The sequence below is a fragment of the Sphingomonas sp. Root720 genome, assembly GCF_001428605.1.
Lineage (GTDB): Bacteria > Pseudomonadota > Alphaproteobacteria > Sphingomonadales > Sphingomonadaceae > Rhizorhabdus.
Genome location: NZ_LMID01000011.1, coordinates 108,580 through 133,084, shown reverse-complemented (window position 1 = coordinate 133,084; position 24,505 = coordinate 108,580). Strand labels below are relative to the sequence as shown.

The window sequence follows — 24,505 nt, the reverse complement described above, 5'->3', positions numbered from 1 at the left end:
GATCGAGGGCACGAACCGCCGGCGAGCAGCGCCAGCGGCGCCCGCAATGGCGGGGTCAATTTGCGACGACGATATCGTCGACGACGCGCGTTACGCCTGGTGCGGCCCAGGCCGCCTGTTCGGCGACCCTGCGATCACCCCAAGCCTTCACCCTTCCACCCAGCGTGACCTTGTTGCCGTCGGTGTGAACCGTAACCGCGGCTGCGTCGAAATCGGCCTGACGCTTGATCGCGGCCATGATGCGAGACTTCACGTCGAACGCGCTGGGCGAGGTCCTCACTTCGATCAGATTGTCGACGCCTACGACGCCGTGGACCTTGCCGGCGAACCTGCTGGCTTCGTCGCTCTGATAGTGCCAATCCACGGTGCCCGAGAGCGTTACGTAGCCGTGCTCCACCTTAACCTTGATCTGGTCGTCGGGGACGGACACGCTCCATGCAAATATATCGAGGATGCGCTTCGCGATCTCGTGATCGGGGATCCTCGGGTCGCCTGCGTATCGCACCTTGATGTCTTCGGCGATGGCGCGCACGCCAAAGACTCGCCGCGTGGCCTTTTCGGCGGCCATTTTCTCCGGATAGGTTTTGACGAAGCCGGAAAGCGTCACGACGCCGTCGTAGACCGCGACACCGATGTCCGCGTGATCCAGACTCGGCTCCGATTCGAGCTCCGCGATGACATCATGCTGCAGCTGTGCATCGGTTTTCGTCATGTCCTGGTCCTTTTCGGGAGTAGGGGCGTGGGCTTCGGACGCGTCTGACGGCGAGATCGATGTCCAGGCAGAAGCTTGAGCCGATCGGCGAAGGCCTAGAATCCGCAATGTCCCTAGGTGGTTGGATGCCCTGGCGCCTCATCGGCTATGGTCACGAAATCGCGCGACGGGCGGTCCGAACGTGGCCGATGGGCATCGGCGATCATGCCTGTCGACGATCGACCGCCGATGCCTTGTCGTCATTTCTCGATGGCGATCTTGCGCGTGCGCGCGGGGGCATCCTTGTCCTTGGCCATCGTGACGGACAGCACGCCATCCTTGAATTTGGCCTTGATCGCATCTGGATCCACGTCGCCCGGCAAGGATATTTCCCGGCGGAACGAGCCATAGCGGCGCTCGCTCATCAGATAGCCGTTCTCCTTGTGCTCCTTCTCCTCCTTCTTCTCGCCGGATATCGTCAAGATGCCATCGGCAACGGCGATGTCGACGTCGTCCTGGCTGAGTCCCGGCAATTCGACCGACAGCCGATATTCCTGCTTGCCTTCGGTCAGCTCCAGCGCGGCGACCGGAGCCGTCGGCTGGCCGAAGAACATGCTCCGGGCAGGCCGGCCGAAATCCTCGAACAGGCGGTCGATCTCGTTACGGATCCAGCTTATCGGACTCGCATCGGTCGAGGGAGTCTTGGCGAGCGCCTTGGTCGTGGGAGTCGTGATGTCGTTCATGATGTCTCTCCTGGGGGGCGGGCCAATAACGGCTTCCCGCCCTGATCTTCGCTCTTACGAACGACTCGTGGATCGACGGATGCCGGACGTGAAGCGGGCCCGGTAGCGGAGGGGTTCGGGGCGCCCGGATCGGCAGGTCATGATCGCCTCCATCGAGTCCATCGCAGCCTATGGTCCGCCGGCCGGCGGCCATATCGGTAACTGTACTAAGTCGTCGAGACGATGTGCGTGATGGTCCGGGAATCGGGCGCGCCCGGCATCGCCACGGGGGCCGACAGGCGCACCTCGACCTCGATCGTCTCGCCATGCTCGGGAAAGGAAATGGGGCCGTTTTGCGCGTCGACGCCGTCGAGCCGGATGCTGACTTCGCCGGTCGACAGGCCGTCGGGATTCTCGACCCGAATGTGGAGCGTTCCTGTCGGCCGGGAGAGCGTCGCCTCGAAGGTCCGCCATCCGCGAGGCGGGCATGGCGCAATCTGCAGCTTGCCCGCGACCAGCCGCAGGCCAAGGATCTCCTCGACCGCCAGCCGCCAGGTCCACCCGGCGGCACCGGTATACCAGCTCCAGCCGCCGCGCCCGATGTGGGGTGCGATGCCGGCAACGTCGGCCGCCAGCACATAGGGCTCGGTTCGGAACCGCCTGATATCCTCGGCCGCGCGTGTCCGGCTGATCGGATTGATCCGGTCGAAGACCTCCATCGCCGCATCGCCATCGCCGACCCGCGCGAATGCCATCCCGAGCCAGGCCGCAGCGTGGGTGTATTGGCCGCCATTTTCCCGAATACCGGGCGGATAGGCCTTGATATAGCCGGGATCGCGAGGGGTCGTGTCGAAGGGTGGCCAGAGCAATCGCACCAGGCGATCGTCGTCGCGCATGAGATGGCGCCGGGCAGCGGAAAGCGCGCGCCTGACCCGGTCGGCAGCGCCCGCCCCGGAGAGCGCCGCCCAGGATTGGGCGATGGAGTCGATCATGCATTCGTCATCGGCGGCGGAGCCCCACGGCCGCCCGTCATCGTCGAATGCCCGGATATACCAGTCGCCGTCCCAGCCCGCCGTTTCCACCGCGGCCGCCAGCGCGCGGGAACGGGCGGTCCATGGATCGACCAGGTCGGGCCGCCCCGCCGCGGGGCATAGGCGAACGAAGCCGTCGATCGTCGCGATCAGGAACCAGGCCAGCCAGATGCTCTCGCCCCGGCCCTGCTCGCCGATCCGGTTCATGCCGTCGTTCCAGTCTCCCGCTCCCATCAGGGGAAGACCATGGAGGCCGAGCCGGTGGCCACGGTCGACGGCGCGTTGGCAATGTTCGAACAGCGACCTGCGATGATCGCCGTGATCGAAGCGCGCATATCGATCGCCCTCGTCATCGGCCAGGGGCGGAGCGCTCAGGAAAGGCACCTCTTCGGACAATATGCCGGTGTCGCCCGTCGCCCCGACATAAGTGCTTACGGCGAACGGCAGCCACAACATGTCGTCCGAGCAGCGGGTCCGGACACCGGCGCCGGTGGGCGGATGCCACCAGTGCAGGACATCGCCTTCCTCGAACTGATGGGCGGCCGCCGACAGGATATGGCTCCGCGCCAGGCCGGGCTCGCCATGCAGCAATGCCAGGACGTCCTGAAGCTGGTCGCGAAACCCGAAGGCGCCGCCCGCCTGATAGAAACCGGCGCGCGCGCGCAGGCGCGCACTTATCGCCTGATAAGGAAGCCACCGGTTGACGAGCATGTCGAAAGCCGGATCCGGGGTTCGGACCGTGACGGCGCCGAGACGCGCCGTCCAATCGGATCGGCAGGCCTGCAGGGCAGCCTCCACGGCGGTCCCGTCCCGCCAGCGCTGCAGCAGCGACGCCGCATGGGCCTGATGGTCGCCCTGACCCAGCACGAAGACGACCTCCGCGGTCTCGCCGGGAGGAATGTCGATATGCACCTGGTAGGCCGCGCAGCAATCGTCCGCGGTCGCAAATTGGCATCCGCCCAGATCCCAGTTCACGAGGCCGTCCGGGCGCCGAACGTCCCGTGCCCGCCCGAGGAAATCGGATAGGGAAACACTGAGGCTGTGTGGTGCCTGGCTGGCCGACAAGAACGCCACCCGCGTCGCGAACGCGTCGTTCCACGGGTTCCGCGCCATCAGCGCGTGGGAGCCGGCATCATAATAAGCGACGCGCAACGGAGCAGGTTCGACCGATGCGCCGCCCAGTAGCCATTCCGCATAGAAGGTCGCCGTTATCCGGCGCGATCGCGGCAGAAGATTCTCCAGCCGCAGCCGCACGATCTTGACCGGATCATCGACCGGGACAAAGGCGAGCATCTCCTGGTGGAGCCCTTCGCTCGCGCGTTCCCAGATCGTATAACCGGTCCCGTGGCGAATCCGGCTCGCCGAGCCGGAGCCCGCGGGTTGAGCGGTGGTCGTCCAGAAATGCCCGTTTTCTTCGTCGCGGAGATACAGGATCTCGGCTTGCGGATCGCGGACGGGATCGTTGCTCCATGGCGTCAGCCGGTTCTCGCCGCTGTTGACCGCCCAGCTGAAACCCAGCCCCGCCTCGGTAACCAACGTCCCGAAATCCTTGTTGGCCAGGATGTTCGACCAGGGGGCAGGCGTCACCGCGCCCTCCGGGAGGTGGATGACATAGGCTCCATCATCGGGCGCGAAGCCGCCGATGCCGTTGAACAGCGCCAGATCCGAGAAGCAGGTCAGCTCGCTTGTGGCGAAGGTCTCACCTTCACCGCCCACCGGCTCGAACCGGGGGCTACGCGAAGGCATGCGATCGACCGCCGCCAATTGTGCGCCGAGCGTACCGGCACCTTCCTCGACGATGACGCGCGCCGCGCGTTCGAGTGTGGCGATCCGTCCATGGTCTACCTGGCGGTTTCCGATGAGATGGACGCCCCCGCGCTGTCCCAGCAATTCCTGCGCGTTGCTCGCGCGCAGGACGTCCAGGATATGATCGCGCACCGGCTCGAGATATCCTTCCGCGCCATCATGGGTGGCGACGATGTCGATCGAGACGCCGCGCCGGCGCCACAGCCGCTGTGCGGCAAGCGAAAAGGACAGGAGATCGGTCCTTTCCCCGTCGCCCAAGCGCACGAGCAATATGGGATCGTCCCCCGACACGCCGAGGGACCACAGGTCCTGCCGGCTACCGGTCGGGGCAGCGGACCGATCGAATGCAGGGCGGGCTTCGGAACCGAGGATGTGGGCGAGCAGCAACTGCGCGTTGGGCACATCGTCGGGAGCAAGTCCGATTTCGTGCATCTCGCGCGCCGCATGCGCCGCCGCGTCGATCAGAGCCCAATCCAGCGCCGCCAGCGTCGTATAGCGTTCGGCGATTTCGAGCGCCGCGGTCCGCGATCCAGCCGCGACCGTCACGAAAGCGATCTGTCGTCGACCATGGGCCGGGATATCCAGGCCCGCCCGGATGGCCATGACCGGATCGAGCGTCCAGCCCGTCGAGCCGCCGGAATCTCCATGGCGTGCCGCAGCGGCGGCGACATCGCCATGCCGGCCGAGAAAAGCTTCGCGGTCGGTTTCCGCCCCGTGCCACGCCAGGCCTTCCTCGTCGGCGATGACGCGATGGATCATGACGGGCGAACGGTCGTGCGGATCGCGCGCGCGGCGCCAGAACAGCAGGCCCTGCAACCCGGAAAGAAGTTCGCTGCCCACGAAGAGCTTGCTGAACGCCGGGTGCCGCGCGGCATCCCTATCCGGCGCTAGCACGACCTCGGCATAGCTTGTCAGGTCGAGCCTTCTGGCGCGGTCGCTCTCGTTGACGATGGTGATCCGGCGAATTTCGAGATCATCGCCATGGGCGAGGCCGATCTCCGTCGTGACTGCAATGCCGTGATCGCGCCGGTGTGTTTCGATCTGATGGGACTGGAGAACGGTGCGACTGTCCGTATCCGCTGCGGAGTCAGGTCCCGGCGTTCCCGGCCAGGACGCCCCGGTCTCCGAATCGCGCAGGTGGAGCCAGGGGCCGGGCTCGCTGGTCAATGCCTGGCCACGCCAGGAGAGCCCGCCGCCTAGCGGGCTCATGCGGCTCGCCATCCGCCCATTGCCGACGATGTGGAGCGCCATCTGGTCGCCGGCATCCACCCGCGTCCAGGAATGAAGCGGCGGAATGGCGATGGCGGGAGTGGACGGCGGCGTCCGAACCGGCAGGCGGGCGATCTCGGCCGGCAATTCCCAGGGAATCCGCTCGTTGAGAAGCAGGTCGACCGTCCGGATATGCGGATCGGCATGAAACCAGCGGACCAGCATATCCCCACAAAGCGCATTCCCGAACGCCGCCATGCTCATGCCGTGATGATGCGCCATATAGGATCGGACGATCGCGAACGGATCGCCTTCCGGCACCCGTTCGGGGGTGAAGTCGACCGCTTCATAATAGCCGTAGCGGCCGATCAGGCCGAGCGCGGCCAGATCCCGCATGTTGCGCAGCGCCTTGCCGGGGCGCGCCGCCAGCGCGATCGCCGTGGCATAGGGCGCCACCACCAGGTCGCGTTCCAGCCCGCGGCGGAGCCCCAGCGCGGGGACGCCGAACGCGTGATATCGATAGGTGCGATCCTGCCCCATCGAGGCATAGCCCGACTCGGATATCCCCCAGGGAATGCCGTGGGCTTGCGCATAGGCCTGTTGCACGTCGACTGCAGTCCGGTCGCTTTGGCCCAGCAACGTCTCGGGATCGCTGCGCAGGAACAGGTTCGGCATCAGATATTCGAACATCGAGCCATTCCACGACACCAGCGAAAGGCCCGACGCTCGCTTCGTGATCGGCCTGCTCAGGTAGAACCAGTGCTCGAACGGAACGTCGCCTTTCGAGATCGCGAAGAAGCTGGCAAGACGTGCCTCGCTGGCGAGCAGGTCGTAATGATGCGGATCGATCCGGTCCGACGAGACATTATAGCCGATGTTGAACAGGCGGCTGCTGGTGTCGAAGAGGAATGCGAAATCCATCGCATGGGCCCGATCGGCAGATCTTACGGCGATTTCCTCCAGTTCCCCGGTCAGTGCCGCCGTGGCGGCCACGCCACGATCCAGCGCCGCCGCCACGTCATGCAGCCAGGTCGTGACGGGCGTCGGCGGGCTGATGGACAGCCCGTCGGCGATCAGGGCCTTGGCGGCGCGACAGGCGACGCCGAGATCCACCTGCGAAAGGCTGTCTCCGAGAAGCGTGCGAAGGCGTTCGGCGCTGGCGCCGGCTTCGACCGGGGCGTTGTCCAACGATATCAGCCAGGGCAATAGCGACTGAATCTCATGATCGAGACCGTGCAGATGATGCGCGACCCGTTCCGACCAGATCTGCACATCCCGCAGCGCCTCGGGCGGGGCTGTCGTCGCCCCGGCTATGGTCTCGCGGATCTGTTGCTCGAGGGCCGGAAGGTCGACCCCACGCAATTGTGCGAGCCGCGCGGGCCATGTCGCCGGATCGGACCGTGCCGGCCCGTCCCCGCCTTGGAGCAAAGCAACCAGCGTGCGGCACTTTCCGTGGGGATCGATGGTCTCTACCGCCAGCGCATCGGCGAGCAACGCCAGTTCGTCGTCAAGTCCCGCCCAGGTCGTCGGTCTGACGGGCGGTAAGCGCAGCGCCTCGCGACACGCTTCGGCGATGACGACGAGGCTTACCGCCAGGTTGCCGCTGTCGACCGTCGACACATAGCGCGGCTCCAGCGGCTCGAGGGTGCGCGTGTCGTACCAGTTGAGGATATGGCCGCGATAGGGTTCGAGGCGGTCCAGCGAATCCAGCGCATTGCGCAGGCGTGCGGCCAGATCGGCCAACCCGATATAGCCGAGCTTCCATGCCGTGAGCGCCGACAACAGCATCAGGCCTATGTTCGTCGGTGAGGTCCGATGGGCGGTCGCCGCGTCGGGCGCCTCCTGAACATTGTCGGGCGGAAGCCAGTTGTCCTCGGGACGCACGAACGTTTCGAAGAACAACCAGGTGCGGCGCGCGATCTTGCGCAGGAACAGCCTGTCGTCGGGCCCGATGTCCTCGGTCGGCGGGAGCAGCGGGCGGGTGATCCGGATTGCGATTTCGGGAGCGAGGAACCACAGGAACAGCAAGGGAGCGGCCACGGCAAGGGTCGGCGCATCAGCCAGGAACAGGCCGACCGCTATCAACGCCGCCAGCGCCGGCGATGGCCACATCTCCCGCCAGGCGGCGCGCCTGGGATCGCGGCTTGCGAAATGATCGGCCATATGGGCGGCCGACGTCCATTCGAGCAGCTGCTTTCCCGAGGCCAGGCGCCATAAGGTGACGACTGCGGCGTGCAGCGCGATCACCGCATCGCTGACGAGAAAACCGATTGCGAGCGCCCAGCGGCCCAAATGGTCGCGCAGACGCCGCAGCGTCCCTTGCAACACACCGCGGCGCCGGCCGCCTGCGAATCCGGTCACAAGATCGGTGAACAGCGAAGCCGCCGGCGTCGCGATCCCGAGCAAGGTCCAGACCCACGGGTTTCCTTCGAGCACGAACCACCCGGCCAGCAACAATGCGACCAGGCTCGGCGGCACCATGCTTCGGCGCAGATTGTCGAAAATCTTGAGCCGGTCGAACCAGGAAAGCCGATTGTCGAGACGCCGGCCGTCGGCCCCCGGCACCCTCGGGAATAGCCAGGGCAGGAGTTGCCAGTCGCCCCGTACCCAGCGATGCCAGCGTCGCGCATAGTCGAGATAGCCGGTCGGGAACCCCTCGAAGACGATGATGTCGCTGGCCAGTGCCGCGCGGCCGTGCAGTCCCTCGAACAGATCGTGGCTCAGCAGATTATTCTCGGGGACGCGACCCTCGAGGCTCCGCGCGAAGCCGGCAACGTCATAGATGCCCTTGCCGATGTAGCTGCCGGTGCCCAACAGGTCCTGATAGACATCGGAAACCGCGCGCGAATAGATGTCGATCGTCGTGTCGCCGCCGAAATAGCGCGTGAAAAGCGAGCTCCCGCTCGCATCGGGGGCGATCTCGACCCGTGGCTGCACGATCGTGTAGCCCGTCGCGACGCGGCCGGTAGCGGGATCGAAACGCGCCTGGTTCAAGGGGTGGGCCAATGTGCCCGCGAGGCGGCCGACCACGCCCGGTGGCAGTCGGGTATCGGCATCGGCCGTTACGACGAAACGGAGATCGCGCAGAGCCGCGATATCGTCCGTGGTCACGGAAAAGGGAGCGATGTCACCCGTCAGCACATAGGCGTTGAACTGTTCCAGCTTGCCGCGCTTGCGTTCCCACCCCATCCAGCAGCCCTGGGCCGGATTATAGAAGCGGGGGCGATGGAGCAGATGGAAACGGCCGTTGCCTGCCAGGTCGGCATACCGGGCATTGAGAGCCGCTATGCCTTCGACCAGGGTCCGCTCGATGGTGGCGTCTTCGGGCAGCGTCGCGGCGTCGGCATCGGCGCCATCGCTGAGCAGCACGAAATGTAGCGACGGATCGAGATTGGCCAGTCTGTGGCTTTCGAGCCGGCGAAGCACATGTGCGATATCTCCGGTATGCGCCACGATCACCGGCATGACCACCGCGGTGGGATATTCGGCTGCGATACCCTTTTCGAAGTCCAGCTTCGGCAACACGCGGGGCGAGACGAGGAGGGTGGTGAGCCAGTTCACCACCGTCACGCTCAGTATCGACGCGGGCAGGAGGCTGAGAGCGATACCCAGCGCCCAGGACGCCGGCGAGGCCTCGACATGGGTCAGATAAAGCGCCGGCAGGGCGATGCTCGTCACGCCGGCCACACCGAGCGCGCAGGCATAGAGCGCGGCCGGATGGCGCAGCAGCTTGCGCGCCAGCACATCGATTGCGAACGGCTTTGACTGGATGGCATCCTCGAACGCCGAGCGGCCCGATCCAATCAGCCAGTAGCCGACATGATCATGCGGATCGGTAGCGCCGCGGCATTGCTCGACAAGGCGTTCGGCGACATCCCATTCGGTACGCCCCGCGCGCATGGCCAGGCGCTCGACCGCGCGCCGATATCGATCGCGGGTTTCGAAATCCATGTCCCCATAGACTCCGGCCGGGTCGCGATTGAGGATGGCTTCTACGCGGCTCGTCTGGTCGAAATAATCCTTCCACTGGATCGTCGCGATCACGCCGAGATTGGCGATGCCGCGCGACACGCATTCGGTAGCGTCCGTCGCGTCGCAGAGCGCCCAGCCCAATCCGACCCCAAAGGGTTGCGGAACGTCGGGGAACAGGCGCGCGAATCCGGCGACGAGCAGTTCGAGACATGCCAGACGCAGCATGGTCGGTAGCGCCCAGAGTTCCGCGGTGCTGAGCGGTATTTCGTCCTGATACCGGCCGACGAACTCGACCGTAGTGCCGAGGCCTACCTGCAGATGCGAAGCCCCGAGCAATGCATGCGCCAGCGCATAGATGCGAGGTCGTCCGGCGCTATCCTCGTCGTCGAGGCCGGGAAGTCGCGCATAGAAACCGGGTGGCAGGTCCTCGCGGATTTGCAGGATCGCTCGCCTGACCTGGAAATCGTTATCGAGCAGCCACTCGGCGGCGGATGCATTTTTGGGATCGGCCATACTCGCCGCATCGAGCGCTCCTTTCAGCCAGGCGGTGAGCGCTCCGAGCGCGGACCAGGCCTCGATCGGTCGCGCACGGGGAACGAGAGCGATCGGACGGTGGCGTGCCGCAATGTCATGCGCGGCCGCTGCGATTGGATCCCACGCAATGTCGGCCACCGCGGTCAGGCCGATGCAAGGTCGGGCAGCCGCAAATCCTGGCTGTGGGCATGTGTCGCCGGAACGGGTGGCGCGTCCGGCGTCCGGACGATCAGTATCGGCGTGGGACAATGTGCGACGAGATAGCCGGTCACGCTGCCATAGGGCATGTCCGCATGGGTGCCGAGCCCATGCCCGCGCGCCGACAGGACGACGAGATCGGCGTGCTCGTTGCAGATCAGCCGGCCGAGCGTCGCCCGCACGTCGTCGCCCTGCACCAACAATAGCCGCACGCGCAGGTCCAGGGCGGCCACGGCGTTTCGGAGGCGATCCAGATAGGCGCGGGCGGCCCGCGCGTTGCGTTCGACGACCTGGCGACGCAATTCGAGATCGGCCGCCTCATAAGGCCTCGCTTCGGTCAACTCCGGACCGGGAACGACATGCGCCAGCAACAGCTCGGCGTCATTCGCCTTGGCGAGGCGTGCCGCCAGCGGGATCACGCTTTCCGCCCAGGCCGAGCCATCCACCGGTACCAGAATATGGCGATAGGCGGCGTCGGGCGTGGCGAGCGACGACGAAGGAACGAGGAGAACGGACCCGGAGGCTCCATGAAGGACATTGAGGATCGTTCCCCCGATCCCCTGACCCTTGGGGTCGTCGGAGCCGCGCGTGCCGAGAACCAGCAAACCGCTTGGCTGCTCCCGGGTAAAGCGGCAGATCTCCTCACCGACCTGTCCTTGCGCCAGTCGAATGTCAGCCAGTCGGGGCTCGTCGCCCGGCACTTCCGCGAGACGTCCCAGCGAGCGTCTCGCCTCATGTCGCCGCAAGTCCCATTCGATCGGATCCGGGCAGGTTGCCGGACCAGCTGGCCCATCGAGCACCTGGAACAGCGTTACCGGCGCTGCGAGCGCCTTGGCCATCGTGAAGGCATGACGGACCACGTGATCGCCTCCATCGGCTCGATCGACGCAAGCCGTGACCCGATAATCGGTATCTTTCGCCGCGATTCCCTGGGCGGGGACGAACACTCCATTGGTCGACATGGCATTGCCTTTCCCTGCTGGTCGTGAACGCTGACGACGTGCCGCGACATGGCGGTGGCGATCACCAGGCGAGCCCCGGAAATGCGGGCGGTCTCGCCTCATCAGGCTGCACGGTGAGCCGATCCTCAACCGGTAGAAATAGGGGAATGTACGAAGGAAATAGAGCGGCGGGCGCGAGGTGATCAAGCGGACGCGGCGATCGCTAGATCCGTTGAATGGCGAGCCCGGCGGCGCCGGAAAATACGGTCGGGGCTGTCAGATCGACGCCGAGCAGGTCGATGCCGAGCAGCACCGCCACGACAATCACGCCGATACCGGCCAGCTTCTGCACCATCGCGCGCTGCGAGACATCGAGACTGCTCGATCGGCCGATAATGTGCGCGGGCATATGGTTCGCGACCTTGGCGACCACATGGAGCACGACGATGATCAGGATAGCGTTGACGACCGTGAGCAGGAAGCGATGCTCCACCCAAGCATGCCAATCCATTACGCGCCTCTACCGAGCGAGCGGTTGAGCATGTCCAACGTTTCGAAGGCTGGCCAAGATGGAGCAGTCGGCGGCAAAAGGCATTGCCAAGAGGGAGGATGAGAACAAATGGCCCGGACGGGCGACGCCGCCCGGACCTGCTCATCGTTGCAGGATCATCTGCAGCGCGTATTGCCGCGATCAATTGCCCTGCCGGCTACAGCCCCGCCGGCGGCGCCGAGGATGGTGCCAAGCGTTTCCGATCCGCCGGGAGCGATGACGTTGCCCAGCACGCCCCCGGCTATCCCACCGACGATCAAGCCTGTCGTTCCGTCCTTGTGACGGCAATAATATCTACCATCATTGCCGCGGTAGACGCGCTCGTTGTGGCTAATGCGACGTTCGCGGTACCGTCGGTCATCGCGATAATAGCGCCCTGCGTCATAGCCACCATAAGCCGGATCAGGCCGATTATAATCATAGTTCCGATAGTTTGAATTGACGCCATAACGAGAGCCGCCGTCGCTCGCGCAACCGCCGACCAAGGTGGTGGCCAAAAGGCCCAATGCAATCAATCGCATCTCGCTCTCCAGAAATCTTTCGGTGCGATCCAAATGCATGAAACCGTCTATCGTTGCGCAACAGCCGGTAAAACATCCCGAATCTAGGCAACAAATAGCCGTGAATTGCGTTGTCCCGATATCCGATAAATTGTTTCGCGTTTTCGATAAGCGCGCAAATACCGATCCTGCCGGCCGGTAGATCGGCTATGTGTCACGGCGAATTTAAATACTGCCGAATATTTATCGGGTTATTATCAATTAAAAGGAGATATATAATGACCGTTACTAGGTCGGAATATCCCGAATCCCTCGAAACAGCCGTCCCGACGGAGGAAACCGATCGGACGATCGCGTCGGACAAGGTCGAGGGAACCTCGGTCTATAACGCGCAGGACGAAAAAATCGGCAATATTCACAATGTCATGATCGATAAATATACGGGGCACGTCGAATATGCCGTGATGTCCTTCGGAGGATTCCTGGGCATGGGCGAGCATTATCATCCGCTGCCTTGGTCGGTTTTGCGTTACGACGAAAAACTCGGAGGTTATGTCGTCGGCATCTCAAAGGATGCGCTGCGTAGCGGTCCCAGCTTTAGCACGACGGAAAGTCCCGTGTTCGACCGGGCATATGGCGCCGGCATTTATGGCCATTATGGCGTCGCCGTGCCTTGGTAGGCTTCCGATAGAGGCTGTTTTTACCGGAGGACGACGCTCGAGCGTCTGTCTCCGGCTTTTTGGACGGGCGAGGCGCCGCCCCTGGCGGCGTTCGCCTTCATCCCCGTGATGGTGCTGGTAACGCGGGCCGTTTCCGTGGCGGCTCCACCTGATGCGGCAAGCGAAGCTGATCGATCCAGGGGCGCTGCATCTCACAGCCGGGGGCGGGAGGGATGTGAACCGACACGAGGCACGCATTCTATCTCAGAGCGCACCGAGCTGTTGCAGCTCCCGAAATCGCTGGTGACCCCTACGGGACTCGAACCCGTGTTTTCGCCGTGAGAGGGCGACGTCCTAGACCGCTAGACGAAGGGGCCGTCCTGTGCGGAGCGGCGTCCTTATGGGGCAGCCGGTGCCAAGTCAAGGGCTGCAGCGCGCCGACCCGTTCGCCATATGCGCCGATCGCCCGTTGCACCGGGAAACTACGCAATGGCCTTGGGGGCGGGGGGCGCTAGATTTGGACCATGCACGCAGAACTGACCTCGCGGGACAAGGCCGACGACCTGATCGCGCTCCATGGTGTCGGTGCCATCGCGGTGCTGGTCGACCGGATCGCAGACGCGGTCAGGCTCTGCGACGATCAGGCGGTGGATAGCCTCGATCGTCTCCTCCAGATCGTCGAACAACGCTTCGAGGAGCCCTGGCGCGCGATGCGCCCGCTGCGCAACTGACCGCCTGCTGCAAAAAAAAACGCCACCGACCCCGAAGGCCGATGGCGTCTGCTCCCGCATTGGCGGCCGCCGCCGACGGATGCGCGATCAGGCCGCGGCCCGGTCGCGCTCCTTCATTTCCTGGTTGAGCATCTCCGCAAGCAGGAAGGCCAGTTCGAGGCTCTGGCCGGCGTTGAGCCGCGGATCGCAATGGGTATGGTAGCGATCGGCCAGGTTCTCGTCGGTCACCGCCATGGCACCGCCGGTGCATTCGGTGACGTTCTGGCCGGTCATCTCGGCATGGATGCCGCCGCCATGGGTGCCTTCGGCGCGGTGGACGGCAAAGAAGCCGCGCACCTCGGCGAGAATGCGGTCGAACGGCCGCGTCTTGTAGCCGTTGGCGGCCTTGACGACGTTGCCGTGCATCGGGTCGCACGACCAGACTACCTTGCGGCCCTCGCGCTTCACGGCGCGGACGAGCGCCGGCAGGTGCTTTTCGATCTTGTCATGCCCGTAGCGGGTGATCAGGGTGATCCGGCCCGGCTCGCGCGCGGGATCGAGCGTGTCGAGCAGGCGCAGCAGCGCGTCGGGCTCAAGGCTCGGACCGCACTTCAGGCCGATCGGGTTGATCACGCCGCGCAGAAACTCGACATGGGCCGAGCCTTCGAAGCGGGTGCGATCGCCGATCCACAGGAAGTGCGCCGACGCATCGATATATTCGCCGGTGTTGAGGCTGTCCTCGCGGGTCAGCGCCTGCTCATAGGGCAGCAGCAGCGCCTCGTGGCTGGTGTAGAACTGCGTCCCCTTGAGCTGTGGCACCGTTTCCGGGTTGATCCCGCAGGCCGCCATGAAGTCCAGTGCGTCGCCGATCCGGCTCGCCACCTCGCCATATTGCGCGGCCCAGGGGCTGCGGCCCATGAAGTCGAGGGTCCAGGCATGGACCTGATGGAGATTGGCGTAGCCGCCCTGCGCGAAGGCGCGCAGCAAGTTGAGCGTCGCCGCCGACTGGCTGTACGCCTTGATCATCCGTTGGGGATCGGGCTGGCGAGCGGCCGGCTCGAAATTGATGTCGTTGATGATGTCGCCGCGATAGCTGGGCAGGGTGACGCCGCCGATCTCCTCGTTGGGCGCGGAGCGGGGCTTCGCGAACTGGCCCGCCATGCGGCCGAGCTTCACCACCGGCATCTTCGACGCGAAGGTCAGTACGACCGCCATCTGCAGCAGTACGCGGAAGGTGTCGCGGATGTTGTTCGGATGAAACTCGGCGAAACTCTCGGCGCAGTCGCCGCCCTGGAGCAGAAAGGCCTTGCCGTCGGCGACCTGGGCGAGCGATGCCGTCAGTTCGCGCGCCTCGCCGGCAAAGACCAGTGGCGGAAAGCTCGACAATTCCTTCTCGGCCGCCGCCAGGGCCGCCGTGTCCGGATAGTCCGGCATCTGCACCGCTTGATGTTGACGCCAGCTTTCGGGCGTCCAGTTCGTCGCCATGTCCAGTCCCATTACCAATTCGGGCGCTTCCCATGCGCGCGAGCACCGTGAAAGGCAAGGGCAGGGTGACTTTGGAGTCGGCAAGCTGCGATTTGCTGAGCCGATCAGTCGGCGCGGGCGGCCTTCCAGCGGCGATAGATGTTCGCGTACACGCCGAGCAGGGCGACGCTGCCGATGCACAGCGCGATATAGGCGTCATGGTTGGGCCAGAGCTCGATCCACAGAAAGCCCGCGGCGTAGCTGAGGGCGACCGAGGCCACGAAGGTCTGCAGCGAGTTGGACCCGATCACCGCGCACTGGCGCATCAGCCACAGCCGCTGCAGGCGCGGCCACATCCACAGCATGCTCATGATCAGCCAGCAGACCGACAGGGCATGGGCGACCCGAACGGGGCCGATCCGGATCTTGCTCTGGTAAAGTACCTCGAACGAGAACCAGCGCTGGGCCAGGAACAACAGGGTGAGCCCGGCAAACAGCAGCATCGGCGGAACCAGCCAGTGCCAATTGCCCTCCGCACGCCTTTCGAGGCGGGCAAGCAGCCCGTAGCGTCCCGCCGCCATCGCGCCCAGGAAGACGAGCTGCCACGACGCCGGATTGAAGTTCCAGCGCCAGTCGCCGACCGGCGATCCGCCGATGATGTTGAACCACGCATGCTCGTGGGCGAACCAGTAGAGCCCGGCCGAGGCGAGCAGCGCGACGATGGGCTGCCAGCGCAGCACCAGCGCGAAGACCGGCGCGGTCCCTAGCAGCACCATGTAGGTGACCAGGATCTCGAGGCAGTAGGGCTGGATGTAGAGGGCCAGGAAATCGACGATCGTCGATGGCCCGCCGCTGATGAAATAGGAGTAGAAGCTGAGCCGCGCGAGATCCGGCGAGTTAAGCGCGAGCGGAACGAGCGCCAGGAACAGCCCGAGATTGTAGAGGTAGAGCTTGCCCGTCCTCCGCCACATCTTCCTCGCGAAGCTGGCGACTGTGGGGTCGCGATCCGCGCGGAAATAGACGGCGCCGACCAGATAGCCGGATAACAGGAAGAATATCTCGGCGGCGCTGGAGAAGCCCCATAGCGTCAGCGTCGGGAACTGCATGCCGGCCATGTGCATGCGATCGGTGAAGCCGGTGATATGGTTTATGGTGATCGTGATCAGGGCCATGCCGCGCAATATGTCGATGCTGGCATCGCGCCGGCTAGGGCGCGACCCGCCGCCATGGCTCGTATCGGAGGATGTCACCCGGCGCCCCTTACCGCAGGAGGGAAAAATTACAACGTGGCCAAGACAAAATTGGGCGGCACAAGGCTCGCGGTTCATTGATCATGAAAGAACGTGAGCCCATATAGGATTCGGATACGCCCCCGCGGCGCTCCGATCGGAGAATAGATGACTGAGACCCTTCCCGTATTGCCGTTGCGCGATATCGTCGTTTTCCCGCACATGATCGTGCCCCTGTTCGTCGGCCGCGAAAAATCGGTCGCCGCGCTGGAGAGCGCGATGGCGGCGGACAAGTCGATCTTCCTGGTCGCCCAGCTCGATCCGGCCGAGGACGATCCCGACCGCGACGCGCTCTACGATCTCGGCGTCGTCGCCACGGTGCTCCAACTGCTCAAGCTGCCCGACGGCACCGTCCGCGTGCTCGTCGAAGGCAAGCAGCGCGCCGAGCTCGAGACGCTGCACGGCGACGACAGCCACCTGACGGCCGATGTCGTCCTGATCGAGGAAGGCGAAGCCGAAGGCACCGAGGTCGCGGCGCTGATGCGCTCGGTCGTCGACCAGTTCGAGAATTACGCGCGGCTCAACAAAAAGCTGCCGGCCGAGACCTCGGTCCAGCTCGGCCAGATCGAGGAGGCGTCGAAGCTCGCCGACGCGGTCGCCGCCAACATCTCGATCAAGGTTTCCGACAAGCAGGCGCTGCTGATCGAGCTCGATCCCGCCAAGCGGCTGGAAATGGCATTCGCGCTGATGGAAGGCGAACTCGGCGTCCTTCAGGTCGAGAAGAAGATCCGCAGCCGCGTCAAGCGCCAGATGGAGAAGACCCAGCGGGAATATTATCTGAACGAGCAGCTCAAGGCGATCCAGCGCGAGTTGGGCAATGCCGAGGGCGATGACGGCGGCGACGAGCTGAGCGAACTCGCGGCGCGCATCACCAAGCTCAAGCTGTCGAAGGAAGCGCGCGGCAAGGCCACTGCGGAGCTCAAGAAGCTGCGCACCATGGCGCCGATGTCGGCCGAGGCGACCGTCGTCCGCAACTATCTCGACGTGCTGCTCGGCCTGCCATGGGGCAAGAAGTCCAAGCTCAAGAAGGATATCGCCGCGGCGCAGGCGGTGCTCGACGCCGATCATCACGGGCTCGAGAAGGTCAAGGACCGGATCGTCGAATATCTGGCGGTCCAGGCGCGCACCAACAAGCTGAAGGGGCCGATTTTGTGCCTCGTCGGCCCGCCCGGCGTCGGCAAGACGTCGCTCGGCCGCTCGATCGCCAAGGCGACGGGACGCGAGTTCGTGCGTCAGTCGCTGGGCGGCGTGCGCGACGAGGCCGAGATCCGCGGCCATAGGCGGACCTATATCGGTTCGCTGCCCGGCAAGATCGTCACCAACCTGAAGAAGGCGGGGACGTCCAACCCGCTGTTCCTCCTCGACGAGATCGACAAGCTGGGCCAGGACTTTCGCGGAGATCCTGCCTCGGCGCTGCTCGAGGTGCTCGACCCCGAGCAGAACAGCAAATTCCAGGACCATTATCTGGAGATCGACATCGACCTGTCGGATGTAATGTTCGTATGCACCGCGAACAGCCTGAACCTCCCGCAGCCGTTGCTCGACCGCATGGAGATCATCCGCCTCGAAGGCTATACCGAGGACGAGAAGGTCGAGATCGCCAAGGATCACCTGCGCGACAAGCAGATCGAGGCGCACGGCCTGAAACCCGGCGAGTTCGAACTGACCGACGAAGGGCTGCGCGACCTGATCCGCTATTATACCCGCGAAGCTGGCGTCCGGACGCTGGAGCGCGAGATCGCCAAGCTGGCGCGCAAGAGCCTGCGCCGCATCCTCGAGGGCAAGGAGGAAAAGGTCGTCATCACCCCCGACAACCTGGCCGATTTCGCGGGCGTGCGGAAATACCGCTTCGGCATCGGCGAGGAGGATGACCAGGTCGGTGCCGTCACGGGTCTCGCCTGGACCGAGGTCGGCGGCGAGCTGCTGACGATCGAGGCAGTCACCGTGGCCGGCAAGGGCGGCATCAGCACGACCGGCAAGCTCGGCGACGTGATGAAGGAGAGCGTCCAGGCGGCTTTCAGCTTCGTCAAGGCGCGTGCCCCGGCCTATGGCATCAAGCCCAGCCTGATCGCGCGGAAGGACATCCACATCCATCTGCCAGAGGGTGCGGTTCCCAAGGACGGCCCTTCGGCGGGCATCGGCATCACCACCGCGATCATCTCCACCCTGACCGGCATTCCGGTTCGCAAGGAGGTGGCGATGACGGGCGAGGTGACCTTGCGCGGCCGCGTGCTGCCGATCGGCGGCCTCAAGGAGAAGCTCCTGGCGGCGTTGCGCGGCGGCATCACCACGGTGCTGATCCCCAAGGAGAACGAGAAGGACCTGGTCGAGATCCCCGCCCGGATTCGGGAGGGGCTGAAGATCATTCCCGTCAGCCATGTCGACGAGGTGCTGGGCCTGGCGCTGGCCGGCCATCTGACCGCGATCGACTGGACCGAGGCGGACGAAGTGGCCCTTACCTTGAAAGGGGCGACCAGCCCCGACGGCGGCGAGGTCGCGGTTCGGCACTGAGCGGGAAGGGCGGGCGATCCGGACGAGGCGCCCGCCATTTCCGATCGCTGTTACAGGCCATGTTCGTACCGTGATTTCCGAGGCGGGGATGTTCGACCCGGCTCGGAAATCGCCCTAAAGCCGGCCTTCCGCGCGAAAGCTGTAGCAGCCCTGGCGGGCGACGATGATATGGTCGAGCAGCGCGATCTCGAACAGCCGCGCGGCATTGAAGAGATCGCGGGTGACGGTAAGGTCGCTCGCGCTCGGCGTCGGATCTCCCGAAGGGTGGTTATGCGCGAGCAGCAGGCCCGTTGCCGACAGGTCGAGCGCGCGGCGGATGACCTCGCGCGGGGAGATGTCGACCCGGTTGACCGAGCCCCAGGCGACGATCTCGTCGCGCAGCAATTCGTTCTTGGTGTTGAGATAGAGCACCCGGACCTGTTCCGCCGGCTGGTGCGCCATGCTGGCGATCAGATAGTCGAGCACGCTCCGGTCGTCGGCCAGGACGGGCCGCCAGCTAATCCGCCGCTCGAGCGAGTGCAGAAACAGTTCGCGCGTGGCGATCAGCAGGTCGATGATCGCCCGGTCGTCGGGCAGGGCGCGGTCGAGCCGCGCGGGACTGGCGAAGAGCAGGGTGGAGGCGTCGATGAACTCGACCATCAACCGGTCTACGGCGGCGGCGGCGCCCACCGGCCTGACCGTCTGGATCAGCTGCCGTACGAAACGCCACCCCTCCTGCTCCGGTGATGGCCGTGGACCGCGAAGGCCAGGGCGATCAGCATGGGGTAGCTCCATATGGCAAGCGCATTGCCGTAGGCCCATGGCAACACATGCGGGACATAGGGCGCGAAGTGCGACAAGAGTGTCAGGCCCTGCATTGCGGTAAGCCATAGCGGCCAGAATTTTTCCGATTTCAGGGAAATCCCGATCAGGACGAGGAAGAAAGCTCCGTCCACCATCATGATCGGGACTTCGATGCCCTGGAAGCGCATCGCCATCGGGCTGGCAACCAGCGCCGTGGAATAGGTCGCCACCAGCAGACTGGCCGCGGCGATGCGTTCGCCCCGTCCGCCTCGGAAGAAGGCGTAAAGGCAGACGCCCCACATCAGCGCGCCGTAGAAGATGAACCGGATCACCCCTCGACCCAATCCGGCTTAGCATGGCCGGCGTCAAGGGGTGATCCGCGGTCTCATGCCACGCGGCGGGGCATCGACTCGCCATTGTCGATCGGCAGCTTCGGGATGCCGGTCTTGTCGCCGGTCGACACGACCGGCAGGTTGAACCTGCGCTGCACGATGGCGAGCTCGCGATGGCCTTCTACGACTTGGCCGCGCGCCGCGACGATCGTGGAGAGCGAGTTGAAAAAGTGCGTGAACGCGCCCTGGGCGACCTCCAGCGCAAAATTGCCGTCGAGCCGCGCCTGCGGGAGCTCGGCTGCCAGGAGGGCGCCGCTCTTGGCGGCCATGTCGAGAGCGCGCTCATATTCTTCGAGTGCGGCATAGACGCGCAGCGTTGCATCATCACGGTTCTTGGACATAGCTCTCCCCATGCGCCGGAACGGGCGCTTCGGAACGGTTGCAGGAAGTCCCTAGTGCTTGAGCGCCAGGGCGATATTCGTCAGAGCGGCAAAACCGGACAACAACGCGCCAGCTCCCAATCCCATTCCGAAGATCAGCACGGCGATCCAGAACAGGCGTTGGGCGATCGACAGGTCATTGCGTGGTTTCCCCCTGGTAGGCACCGGCAAGGGGAGGTCGACGAAGCTTGTTTCGCGGTAGGTCCGGTATGGAACCTGATCTTCCCGAAGCGCGCTCGCCATTTCCCTTTGCCCGTCACCGGCATCCGACGACGGGGCCATGATGGATCTTTCGGTCGGGGAAACAACGGGGCGCGGTTGACTAGTCAATCGCTGACTAGCCTCTCCGCCCTCGTGGGAGGCCAGCATGAGCGCGGCTTCCAGGCGGTTCGACACGCCCAGCGTCTGGATCGCGCTGCGGAAATGATTGTCGACCGTCATCGGCGAAATACCGAGCTCGCGGCCGATCTCCTTCGATTGCTTGTGATGCAGCACGAGGCGCAGGCAATCGCGTTGCCTGGCGGTCAGTTTGCTGATGGCCTCGATGCTCATGCCTGAAAAATACCGCATCGGCGCTTCGAGTCGATGCGAAACTTGGTCTGATCGTCGCAAGTGATTGATCCGGAACGAGACAAGCGCCTCAGAACGCGGTCTGGGACGGCTCTGCCCGGTCGTTCAGGCGTCCGGATACCGAATCGAGAGGATCTCATGCTCGCGCTCGCCCCCCGGCAGGGTGACACGGCGGACCTCGCCGACGGCCGCGCCGCGCAGCGCGCGGGCGATGGGGGACAGCCAGCTGATCCGGCCGCCGCCGGCATCGGCTTCGTCGGCGCCGACCAGGGTCAGGGTCCGCTCGACATCGTCCTCGTCGACGACCGTCACGGTCGCGCCGAAGAAGACACGGTCGCGGTCGGCCTGGCGGGCCGGGTCGACGACCTTCGCCGCCTTCATGCGCCGCGAGAGATGGGCGAGCTCACGGTCAATCTCGCGCAGCTTCTTGCGGCCATAGATATAATCGCCGTTTTCCGACCGGTCGCCATTGCCGGCGGCCCAGCTGATCACCTCGACCAGAGCCGGGCGTTCCGTCCCGAACAGCTGCTCGTAGCGCGCCCGCATCGCGGCGAAGCCGGCCGGCGTGATGTAATTGGGCGGCGGCTGATCGCTCACCGCGTCCTGCGTTGGTTCAGGACCTCATAGGCCATCACCGCCGTCGCCACCGCGGCATTGAGGCTGTCGGCCTTGCCCAGCATCGGCATTCTTACCAGCAGGTCGCACTGATCCTCATAATCGGCCGGCAGGCCCTGTGCCTCGTTGCCGACGAGGATGAAGGTCGGCGCCGCGTAGCGCGGTGCCTGATAGTCCTGGGTGGCCTTGAGGCTGGTGCCGACGAGCTGGCCCGGGCCGGCGCGTAGCCAGGTCAGGAATTCGGACCAGCGCGCGGTCGCGATCGTCTGGGTGAAGAGCGCGCCCATCGTCGCGCGCACGGCTTCGACCGAGAAGGGATCGACGCAGTCGTCGACGAGGATCAGCCCGCCGGCGCCGACCGCGTCGCCGGTCCGGAGGATCGTGCCAAGATTGCCCGGATCGCGCAGCGACTGGGCGACGATCCAGATACCGGCGCGATCGCGATCGATACGATCGAGCGAGGTGTCGAACTCGCGATAGACGCCGATGACGGTCTGGGGATTATCCTTCCCCGACAGCTTGGACAGGATGTCGCGGTCGGTCTCGATCGCTTCGCCGCCATTCGCCTCGACGGCTTCGATAAGTGCTTGTGCCAGGGGGTGTTGGGCGCCGTCCCTCGCAAAGAAGATGAACTCGGGCAGCGTGCCGCTCTCGGACGCCTCGGTCAGGATCCGCAGCCCTTCCGCCAGGAACAGTCCTTCATCGCGCCGGTGCCGCTTCTCGCGAAGCGAACGGACACGCTTGATGAGCGGGTTGGAGAAGGCGGTGATCTGGCGGGGCAGGGCGGTGGTTCCGTAGCTTCGTCATTCCAGCGAGCGCTGGACTCTCATTTTTCTGGCGGTCGCGAAAGCAGGAAACGAGATCCCGGCTTTCGCAGGGACGACGACCGGAGAGCCGTTATTCCTCGCCGAATTTGCCTTCGACCAGTTCTATCAGGGCCGTGAGCGCCTTTTCGGCACCGTCGCCGGTGGCGGATATGACGACGCTGTCACCCTTGGCGGCACCCAGCATCATCAGGCCCATGATCGAGGTGCCGGCGACCTTCGAACCGTCCTTCTCGACCTCGACCTCGGCGCTGTGCGCGCTGGCGAGGGTGACGAATTTGGCGCTGGCCCGGGCGTGTAGCCCCCGAATATTGGTGATCTGCACTTCACGCCGGAACTGCGTCATGCGGCGGCTTCCCCCAGAACCTCGGATGCGACCGAGATATATTTGCGGCCGGCGTCGCGCGCGGCGGCGACGGCGGCCTTGATCTTCATCATCTTGCGCGCGCCTTCGAGACGAATCAGCATCGGCAGGTTGATCCCCGCGATCACCTCGACCCGGCCGGGCTCCATCAGCGAGATGGCGAGATTCGACGGCGTGCCGCCGAACAGGTCGGTCAGCAGGATGACGCCCGAACCGTCGTCGACCCCCTTCACCGCGCGGGCGATGTCGGCCCGACGGCTTTCCATGTCGTCGTCGGGACCGATGCAGATCGCCTCGATCGCTGTCTGCGGACCAACGACATGTTCCATCGCGGTCACGAACTCGGCCGCAAGACGGCCATGGGTAACGAGCACCAATCCGATCATCTGACTAAAAACCCAATGGTCCTGATCCCACGCCTGGCACGGTGCTCTCCTGTACGTCCGACCTCTGGCGAGTCAGATCGCGGTGGCGGACCGTGGGCGAAAATCCCTCGTCACGCAACCGGCTTGCGAGAGTTTCGGCGAAATGCACCGATCTGTGCTTCCCGCCGGTACAGCCGATCGCGATCGTCACATAGCTTTTGCCTTCGGCCTCATAGCGCGGCAGCAGCAGCAAGATAAGCTCCTCGATCCGCGCCCGCGCCTCGGGATAGATGGGATCGCCGGCGATATAGGCACCGACGTCGGGATCGAGACCGGTATGGGGCTTGAGATCGGGCACCCAGTGCGGGTTGCGCAGGAACCGCATGTCGAACATCAGGTCTGCGTCGCGCGGTACTCCACGCGAAAAGGCGAAGGACATCACCGTCAGGGTCGTTCCCGTCCCGGTCGATTCGCCGAAGCGGCGGCGGAGCAGCGCCTGCAGCTCGTTGGTCGAGCTGTCGGTGGTCTCGACCAGTTCGTCGGCGGCCTCACGCAGCGGCGCGAGCAACTCGCGCTCATAGGTGATGCCGTCCTCGACCTGGCGATCCTGCGCCAGCGGGTGACGCGCGCGCGTCTCCGAATAGCGGCGGCTCAGCTCGGCGCCCGAGCAGTCGAGGAACAGGATCGAGGCGTCGCGCCCGCCGTCGCGCAGCGACCGGACCCTACGGATGACGCGCCGGCTGTCGAAATCGCGGGTCCGGCTGTCGATGCCAAGCGCGAGGGGGCGGCCGTCGTCGAGGCTGCCCTCGGGCGGGCTGGCGGCCAACAGCCGGTCGAGCAGCGACAGCGGAAGGTTGTCGACCGTCTCCCAGCCCATGTCCTCGAGCGCCTTGAGCGCGGTCTTCTTTCCGGCACCGGACATGCCGGTGACGAACAATATGCGGCTCGGCTCTCCAGCCTTGGTCATTGCGGGCCTCCCAGCCCATGACGGTGCAGCGCCTGCTCCACCTTGATTGGCGCCGACGCCTCGAAGGCGGCAAGGGCCAGGGTGGGGATGGCGACGCCCTCCAGCGCGGTCGTTGGAAGCGGCTCGTCGGGCAGGCGCTCGACCGGGCCGTCGAGGTCGACCAGCAGGGAGACCATCCCCTCGGCCGCGAACGGCAGGTCGAGGATCCCGACGCCCCGTACCTCGATCTTCCCGGCGATCCGCGGTGGCGGCGTGGCGACCAGCCGGCCTTCGCGGTGGTCCAGCCGGGTATAGTCGTCGGCCACGAGCAGGGCGCCACGATCGACCAGCCGCAACGCGAGATCCGACTTGCCACTGCCGGGGCGGCCCGCGATCAGAACGACGCGGCCGCCGATAGCGACGCTGCTGGCATGTAAAGGGTTGGCGTGCGACGGGGCCAGGGCGGGGGCGCTCATCGT

At 65.1% G+C, this 24,505-nt stretch carries 21 protein-coding genes and 1 tRNA gene; 3 read left to right on the top strand and 19 right to left on the bottom strand.

Annotated features, from left to right (window positions below; all coding sequences use genetic code 11):
* Positions 1-55: 55 nt before the first annotated feature.
* The 6 genes from ASE22_RS11415 to ASE22_RS26195 all read right to left on the bottom strand — a co-directional run bounded on the left by ASE22_RS11415 (position 56) and on the right by ASE22_RS26195 (position 12,175).
* Positions 56-712 carry a BON domain-containing protein gene (locus ASE22_RS11415; protein ID WP_056359140.1) on the bottom strand — a complete coding sequence of 219 codons (657 nt, stop codon included), beginning with the start codon at positions 710-712 and terminating at the stop codon, positions 56-58.
* 239 nt (positions 713-951) lie between these two features.
* On the bottom strand, positions 952-1,434 hold the full coding sequence (locus tag ASE22_RS11410; protein ID WP_056359137.1) for an Hsp20/alpha crystallin family protein: 483 nt from the start codon (positions 1,432-1,434) through the stop codon (positions 952-954).
* Between the two features lie 206 nt (positions 1,435-1,640).
* Positions 1,641-9,944: a GH36-type glycosyl hydrolase domain-containing protein gene (locus tag ASE22_RS11405; RefSeq protein ID WP_235536413.1), complete on the bottom strand. Its 8,304-nt coding sequence runs from the start codon at positions 9,942-9,944 to the stop codon at positions 1,641-1,643.
* 164 nt (positions 9,945-10,108) lie between these two features.
* Positions 10,109-11,311 carry a universal stress protein gene (locus tag ASE22_RS26200; protein ID WP_082545611.1) on the bottom strand — a complete coding sequence of 401 codons (1,203 nt, stop codon included), beginning with the start codon at positions 11,309-11,311 and terminating at the stop codon, positions 10,109-10,111.
* Between the two features lie 16 nt (positions 11,312-11,327).
* Entirely contained in the window at positions 11,328-11,615 is a 288-nt protein-coding gene (locus ASE22_RS11395; RefSeq protein WP_056359131.1) for a hypothetical protein, read from the bottom strand.
* 155 nt (positions 11,616-11,770) lie between these two features.
* Entirely contained in the window at positions 11,771-12,175 is a 405-nt protein-coding gene (locus ASE22_RS26195; RefSeq protein WP_082545640.1) for a glycine zipper 2TM domain-containing protein, read from the bottom strand.
* A gap of 257 nt (positions 12,176-12,432) precedes the next feature.
* Between ASE22_RS26195 and ASE22_RS11390 the strand changes: the two genes are divergently transcribed.
* Positions 12,433-12,834 carry a PRC-barrel domain-containing protein gene (locus ASE22_RS11390; protein ID WP_082545610.1) on the top strand — a complete coding sequence of 134 codons (402 nt, stop codon included), beginning with the start codon at positions 12,433-12,435 and terminating at the stop codon, positions 12,832-12,834.
* Positions 12,835-13,114: 280 nt separating this feature from the next.
* On the opposite strand, the gene ASE22_RS11385 is transcribed toward ASE22_RS11390, so the two are convergent.
* Positions 13,115-13,190, bottom strand: a tRNA-Glu gene (locus tag ASE22_RS11385).
* A 147-nt stretch (positions 13,191-13,337) separates the two neighbouring features.
* Here ASE22_RS11385 and ASE22_RS11380 point away from each other — a divergent pair.
* The gene (locus ASE22_RS11380; protein WP_056359128.1) at positions 13,338-13,544 is read left to right on the top strand and encodes a hypothetical protein; all 207 of its coding nucleotides are present in this window, start codon (positions 13,338-13,340) and stop codon (positions 13,542-13,544) included.
* A gap of 87 nt (positions 13,545-13,631) precedes the next feature.
* Here ASE22_RS11380 and ASE22_RS11375 read toward each other — a convergent pair whose 3' ends face one another.
* On the bottom strand, positions 13,632-15,008 hold the full coding sequence (locus ASE22_RS11375) for a class II 3-deoxy-7-phosphoheptulonate synthase (RefSeq protein WP_056361060.1): 1,377 nt from the start codon (positions 15,006-15,008) through the stop codon (positions 13,632-13,634).
* Positions 15,009-15,112: 104 nt separating this feature from the next.
* Positions 15,113-16,237 carry an OpgC domain-containing protein gene (opgC, locus tag ASE22_RS11370; RefSeq protein ID WP_082545609.1) on the bottom strand — a complete coding sequence of 375 codons (1,125 nt, stop codon included), beginning with the start codon at positions 16,235-16,237 and terminating at the stop codon, positions 15,113-15,115.
* A gap of 147 nt (positions 16,238-16,384) precedes the next feature.
* On the opposite strand from opgC, the gene lon reads away from it, so the two are divergent.
* On the top strand, positions 16,385-18,787 hold the full coding sequence (gene lon, locus ASE22_RS11365; RefSeq protein WP_056359122.1) for an endopeptidase La: 2,403 nt from the start codon (positions 16,385-16,387) through the stop codon (positions 18,785-18,787).
* 114 nt (positions 18,788-18,901) lie between these two features.
* Here the strand turns inward: lon and ASE22_RS11360 are convergent, their stop codons facing one another.
* The 10 genes from ASE22_RS11360 to ASE22_RS11315 form a co-directional block, all read right to left on the bottom strand.
* Positions 18,902-19,426, bottom strand: a complete 525-nt coding sequence (locus ASE22_RS11360; protein WP_162248246.1) for a JAB domain-containing protein — start codon at positions 19,424-19,426, stop codon at positions 18,902-18,904.
* Positions 19,427-19,473: 47 nt separating this feature from the next.
* Positions 19,474-19,902, bottom strand: a complete 429-nt coding sequence (locus ASE22_RS11355) for a hypothetical protein (RefSeq protein ID WP_056359117.1) — start codon at positions 19,900-19,902, stop codon at positions 19,474-19,476.
* A gap of 53 nt (positions 19,903-19,955) precedes the next feature.
* Entirely contained in the window at positions 19,956-20,303 is a 348-nt protein-coding gene (locus ASE22_RS11350) for a hypothetical protein (protein ID WP_056359114.1), read from the bottom strand.
* Positions 20,304-20,354: 51 nt separating this feature from the next.
* On the bottom strand, positions 20,355-20,894 hold the full coding sequence (locus ASE22_RS11345) for a helix-turn-helix domain-containing protein (protein WP_235536412.1): 540 nt from the start codon (positions 20,892-20,894) through the stop codon (positions 20,355-20,357).
* Positions 20,895-21,017: 123 nt separating this feature from the next.
* Positions 21,018-21,509, bottom strand: coding sequence for a transcription elongation factor GreB (gene greB, locus ASE22_RS11340; protein ID WP_082545607.1), 492 nt, complete (start codon positions 21,507-21,509; stop codon positions 21,018-21,020).
* The gene (locus ASE22_RS11335; protein WP_056359109.1) at positions 21,506-22,309 is read right to left on the bottom strand and encodes a TrmH family RNA methyltransferase; all 804 of its coding nucleotides are present in this window, start codon (positions 22,307-22,309) and stop codon (positions 21,506-21,508) included. Before ASE22_RS11335 ends, greB begins: the two co-directional genes overlap by 4 nt.
* Before the next feature lie 115 nt (positions 22,310-22,424).
* Positions 22,425-22,697, bottom strand: a complete 273-nt coding sequence (locus ASE22_RS11330; RefSeq protein ID WP_056359106.1) for an HPr family phosphocarrier protein — start codon at positions 22,695-22,697, stop codon at positions 22,425-22,427.
* Positions 22,694-23,101: a PTS sugar transporter subunit IIA gene (locus ASE22_RS11325; protein ID WP_056359104.1), complete on the bottom strand. Its 408-nt coding sequence runs from the start codon at positions 23,099-23,101 to the stop codon at positions 22,694-22,696. The genes ASE22_RS11330 and ASE22_RS11325 overlap by 4 nt, the downstream gene beginning before the upstream one ends.
* Positions 23,102-23,105: 4 nt before the next feature.
* The gene (rapZ, locus tag ASE22_RS11320; protein ID WP_056359101.1) at positions 23,106-24,047 is read right to left on the bottom strand and encodes an RNase adapter RapZ; all 942 of its coding nucleotides are present in this window, start codon (positions 24,045-24,047) and stop codon (positions 23,106-23,108) included.
* On the bottom strand, positions 24,044-24,502 hold the full coding sequence (locus tag ASE22_RS11315; RefSeq protein WP_056359098.1) for an HPr kinase/phosphorylase: 459 nt from the start codon (positions 24,500-24,502) through the stop codon (positions 24,044-24,046). Before ASE22_RS11315 ends, rapZ begins: the two co-directional genes overlap by 4 nt.
* Positions 24,503-24,505 lie beyond the last annotated feature (3 nt).

Coding starts and splice junctions, on each gene's coding strand:
- ASE22_RS11415 (WP_056359140.1), bottom strand. CDS start 712: ATGACGAAAACCGATGCACAGCTGCAGCATGATGTCATCGCGGAGCTC.
- ASE22_RS11410 (WP_056359137.1), bottom strand. CDS start 1,434: ATGAACGACATCACGACTCCCACGACCAAGGCGCTCGCCAAGACTCCC.
- ASE22_RS11405 (WP_235536413.1), bottom strand. CDS start 9,944: ATGGCCGATCCCAAAAATGCATCCGCCGCCGAGTGGCTGCTCGATAAC.
- ASE22_RS11395 (WP_056359131.1), bottom strand. CDS start 11,615: ATGGATTGGCATGCTTGGGTGGAGCATCGCTTCCTGCTCACGGTCGTC.
- ASE22_RS26195 (WP_082545640.1), bottom strand. CDS start 12,175: ATGCGATTGATTGCATTGGGCCTTTTGGCCACCACCTTGGTCGGCGGT.
- ASE22_RS11390 (WP_082545610.1), top strand. CDS start 12,433: ATGACCGTTACTAGGTCGGAATATCCCGAATCCCTCGAAACAGCCGTC.
- ASE22_RS11380 (WP_056359128.1), top strand. CDS start 13,338: ATGCACGCAGAACTGACCTCGCGGGACAAGGCCGACGACCTGATCGCG.
- ASE22_RS11375 (WP_056361060.1), bottom strand. CDS start 15,008: ATGGCGACGAACTGGACGCCCGAAAGCTGGCGTCAACATCAAGCGGTG.
- lon (WP_056359122.1), top strand. CDS start 16,385: ATGACTGAGACCCTTCCCGTATTGCCGTTGCGCGATATCGTCGTTTTC.
- ASE22_RS11360 (WP_162248246.1), bottom strand. CDS start 19,426: ATGGTCGAGTTCATCGACGCCTCCACCCTGCTCTTCGCCAGTCCCGCG.
- ASE22_RS11350 (WP_056359114.1), bottom strand. CDS start 20,303: ATGTCCAAGAACCGTGATGATGCAACGCTGCGCGTCTATGCCGCACTC.
- ASE22_RS11345 (WP_235536412.1), bottom strand. CDS start 20,894: ATGAGCATCGAGGCCATCAGCAAACTGACCGCCAGGCAACGCGATTGC.
- ASE22_RS11330 (WP_056359106.1), bottom strand. CDS start 22,697: ATGACGCAGTTCCGGCGTGAAGTGCAGATCACCAATATTCGGGGGCTA.
- ASE22_RS11325 (WP_056359104.1), bottom strand. CDS start 23,101: ATGATCGGATTGGTGCTCGTTACCCATGGCCGTCTTGCGGCCGAGTTC.
- rapZ (WP_056359101.1), bottom strand. CDS start 24,047: ATGACCAAGGCTGGAGAGCCGAGCCGCATATTGTTCGTCACCGGCATG.
- ASE22_RS11315 (WP_056359098.1), bottom strand. CDS start 24,502: ATGAGCGCCCCCGCCCTGGCCCCGTCGCACGCCAACCCTTTACATGCC.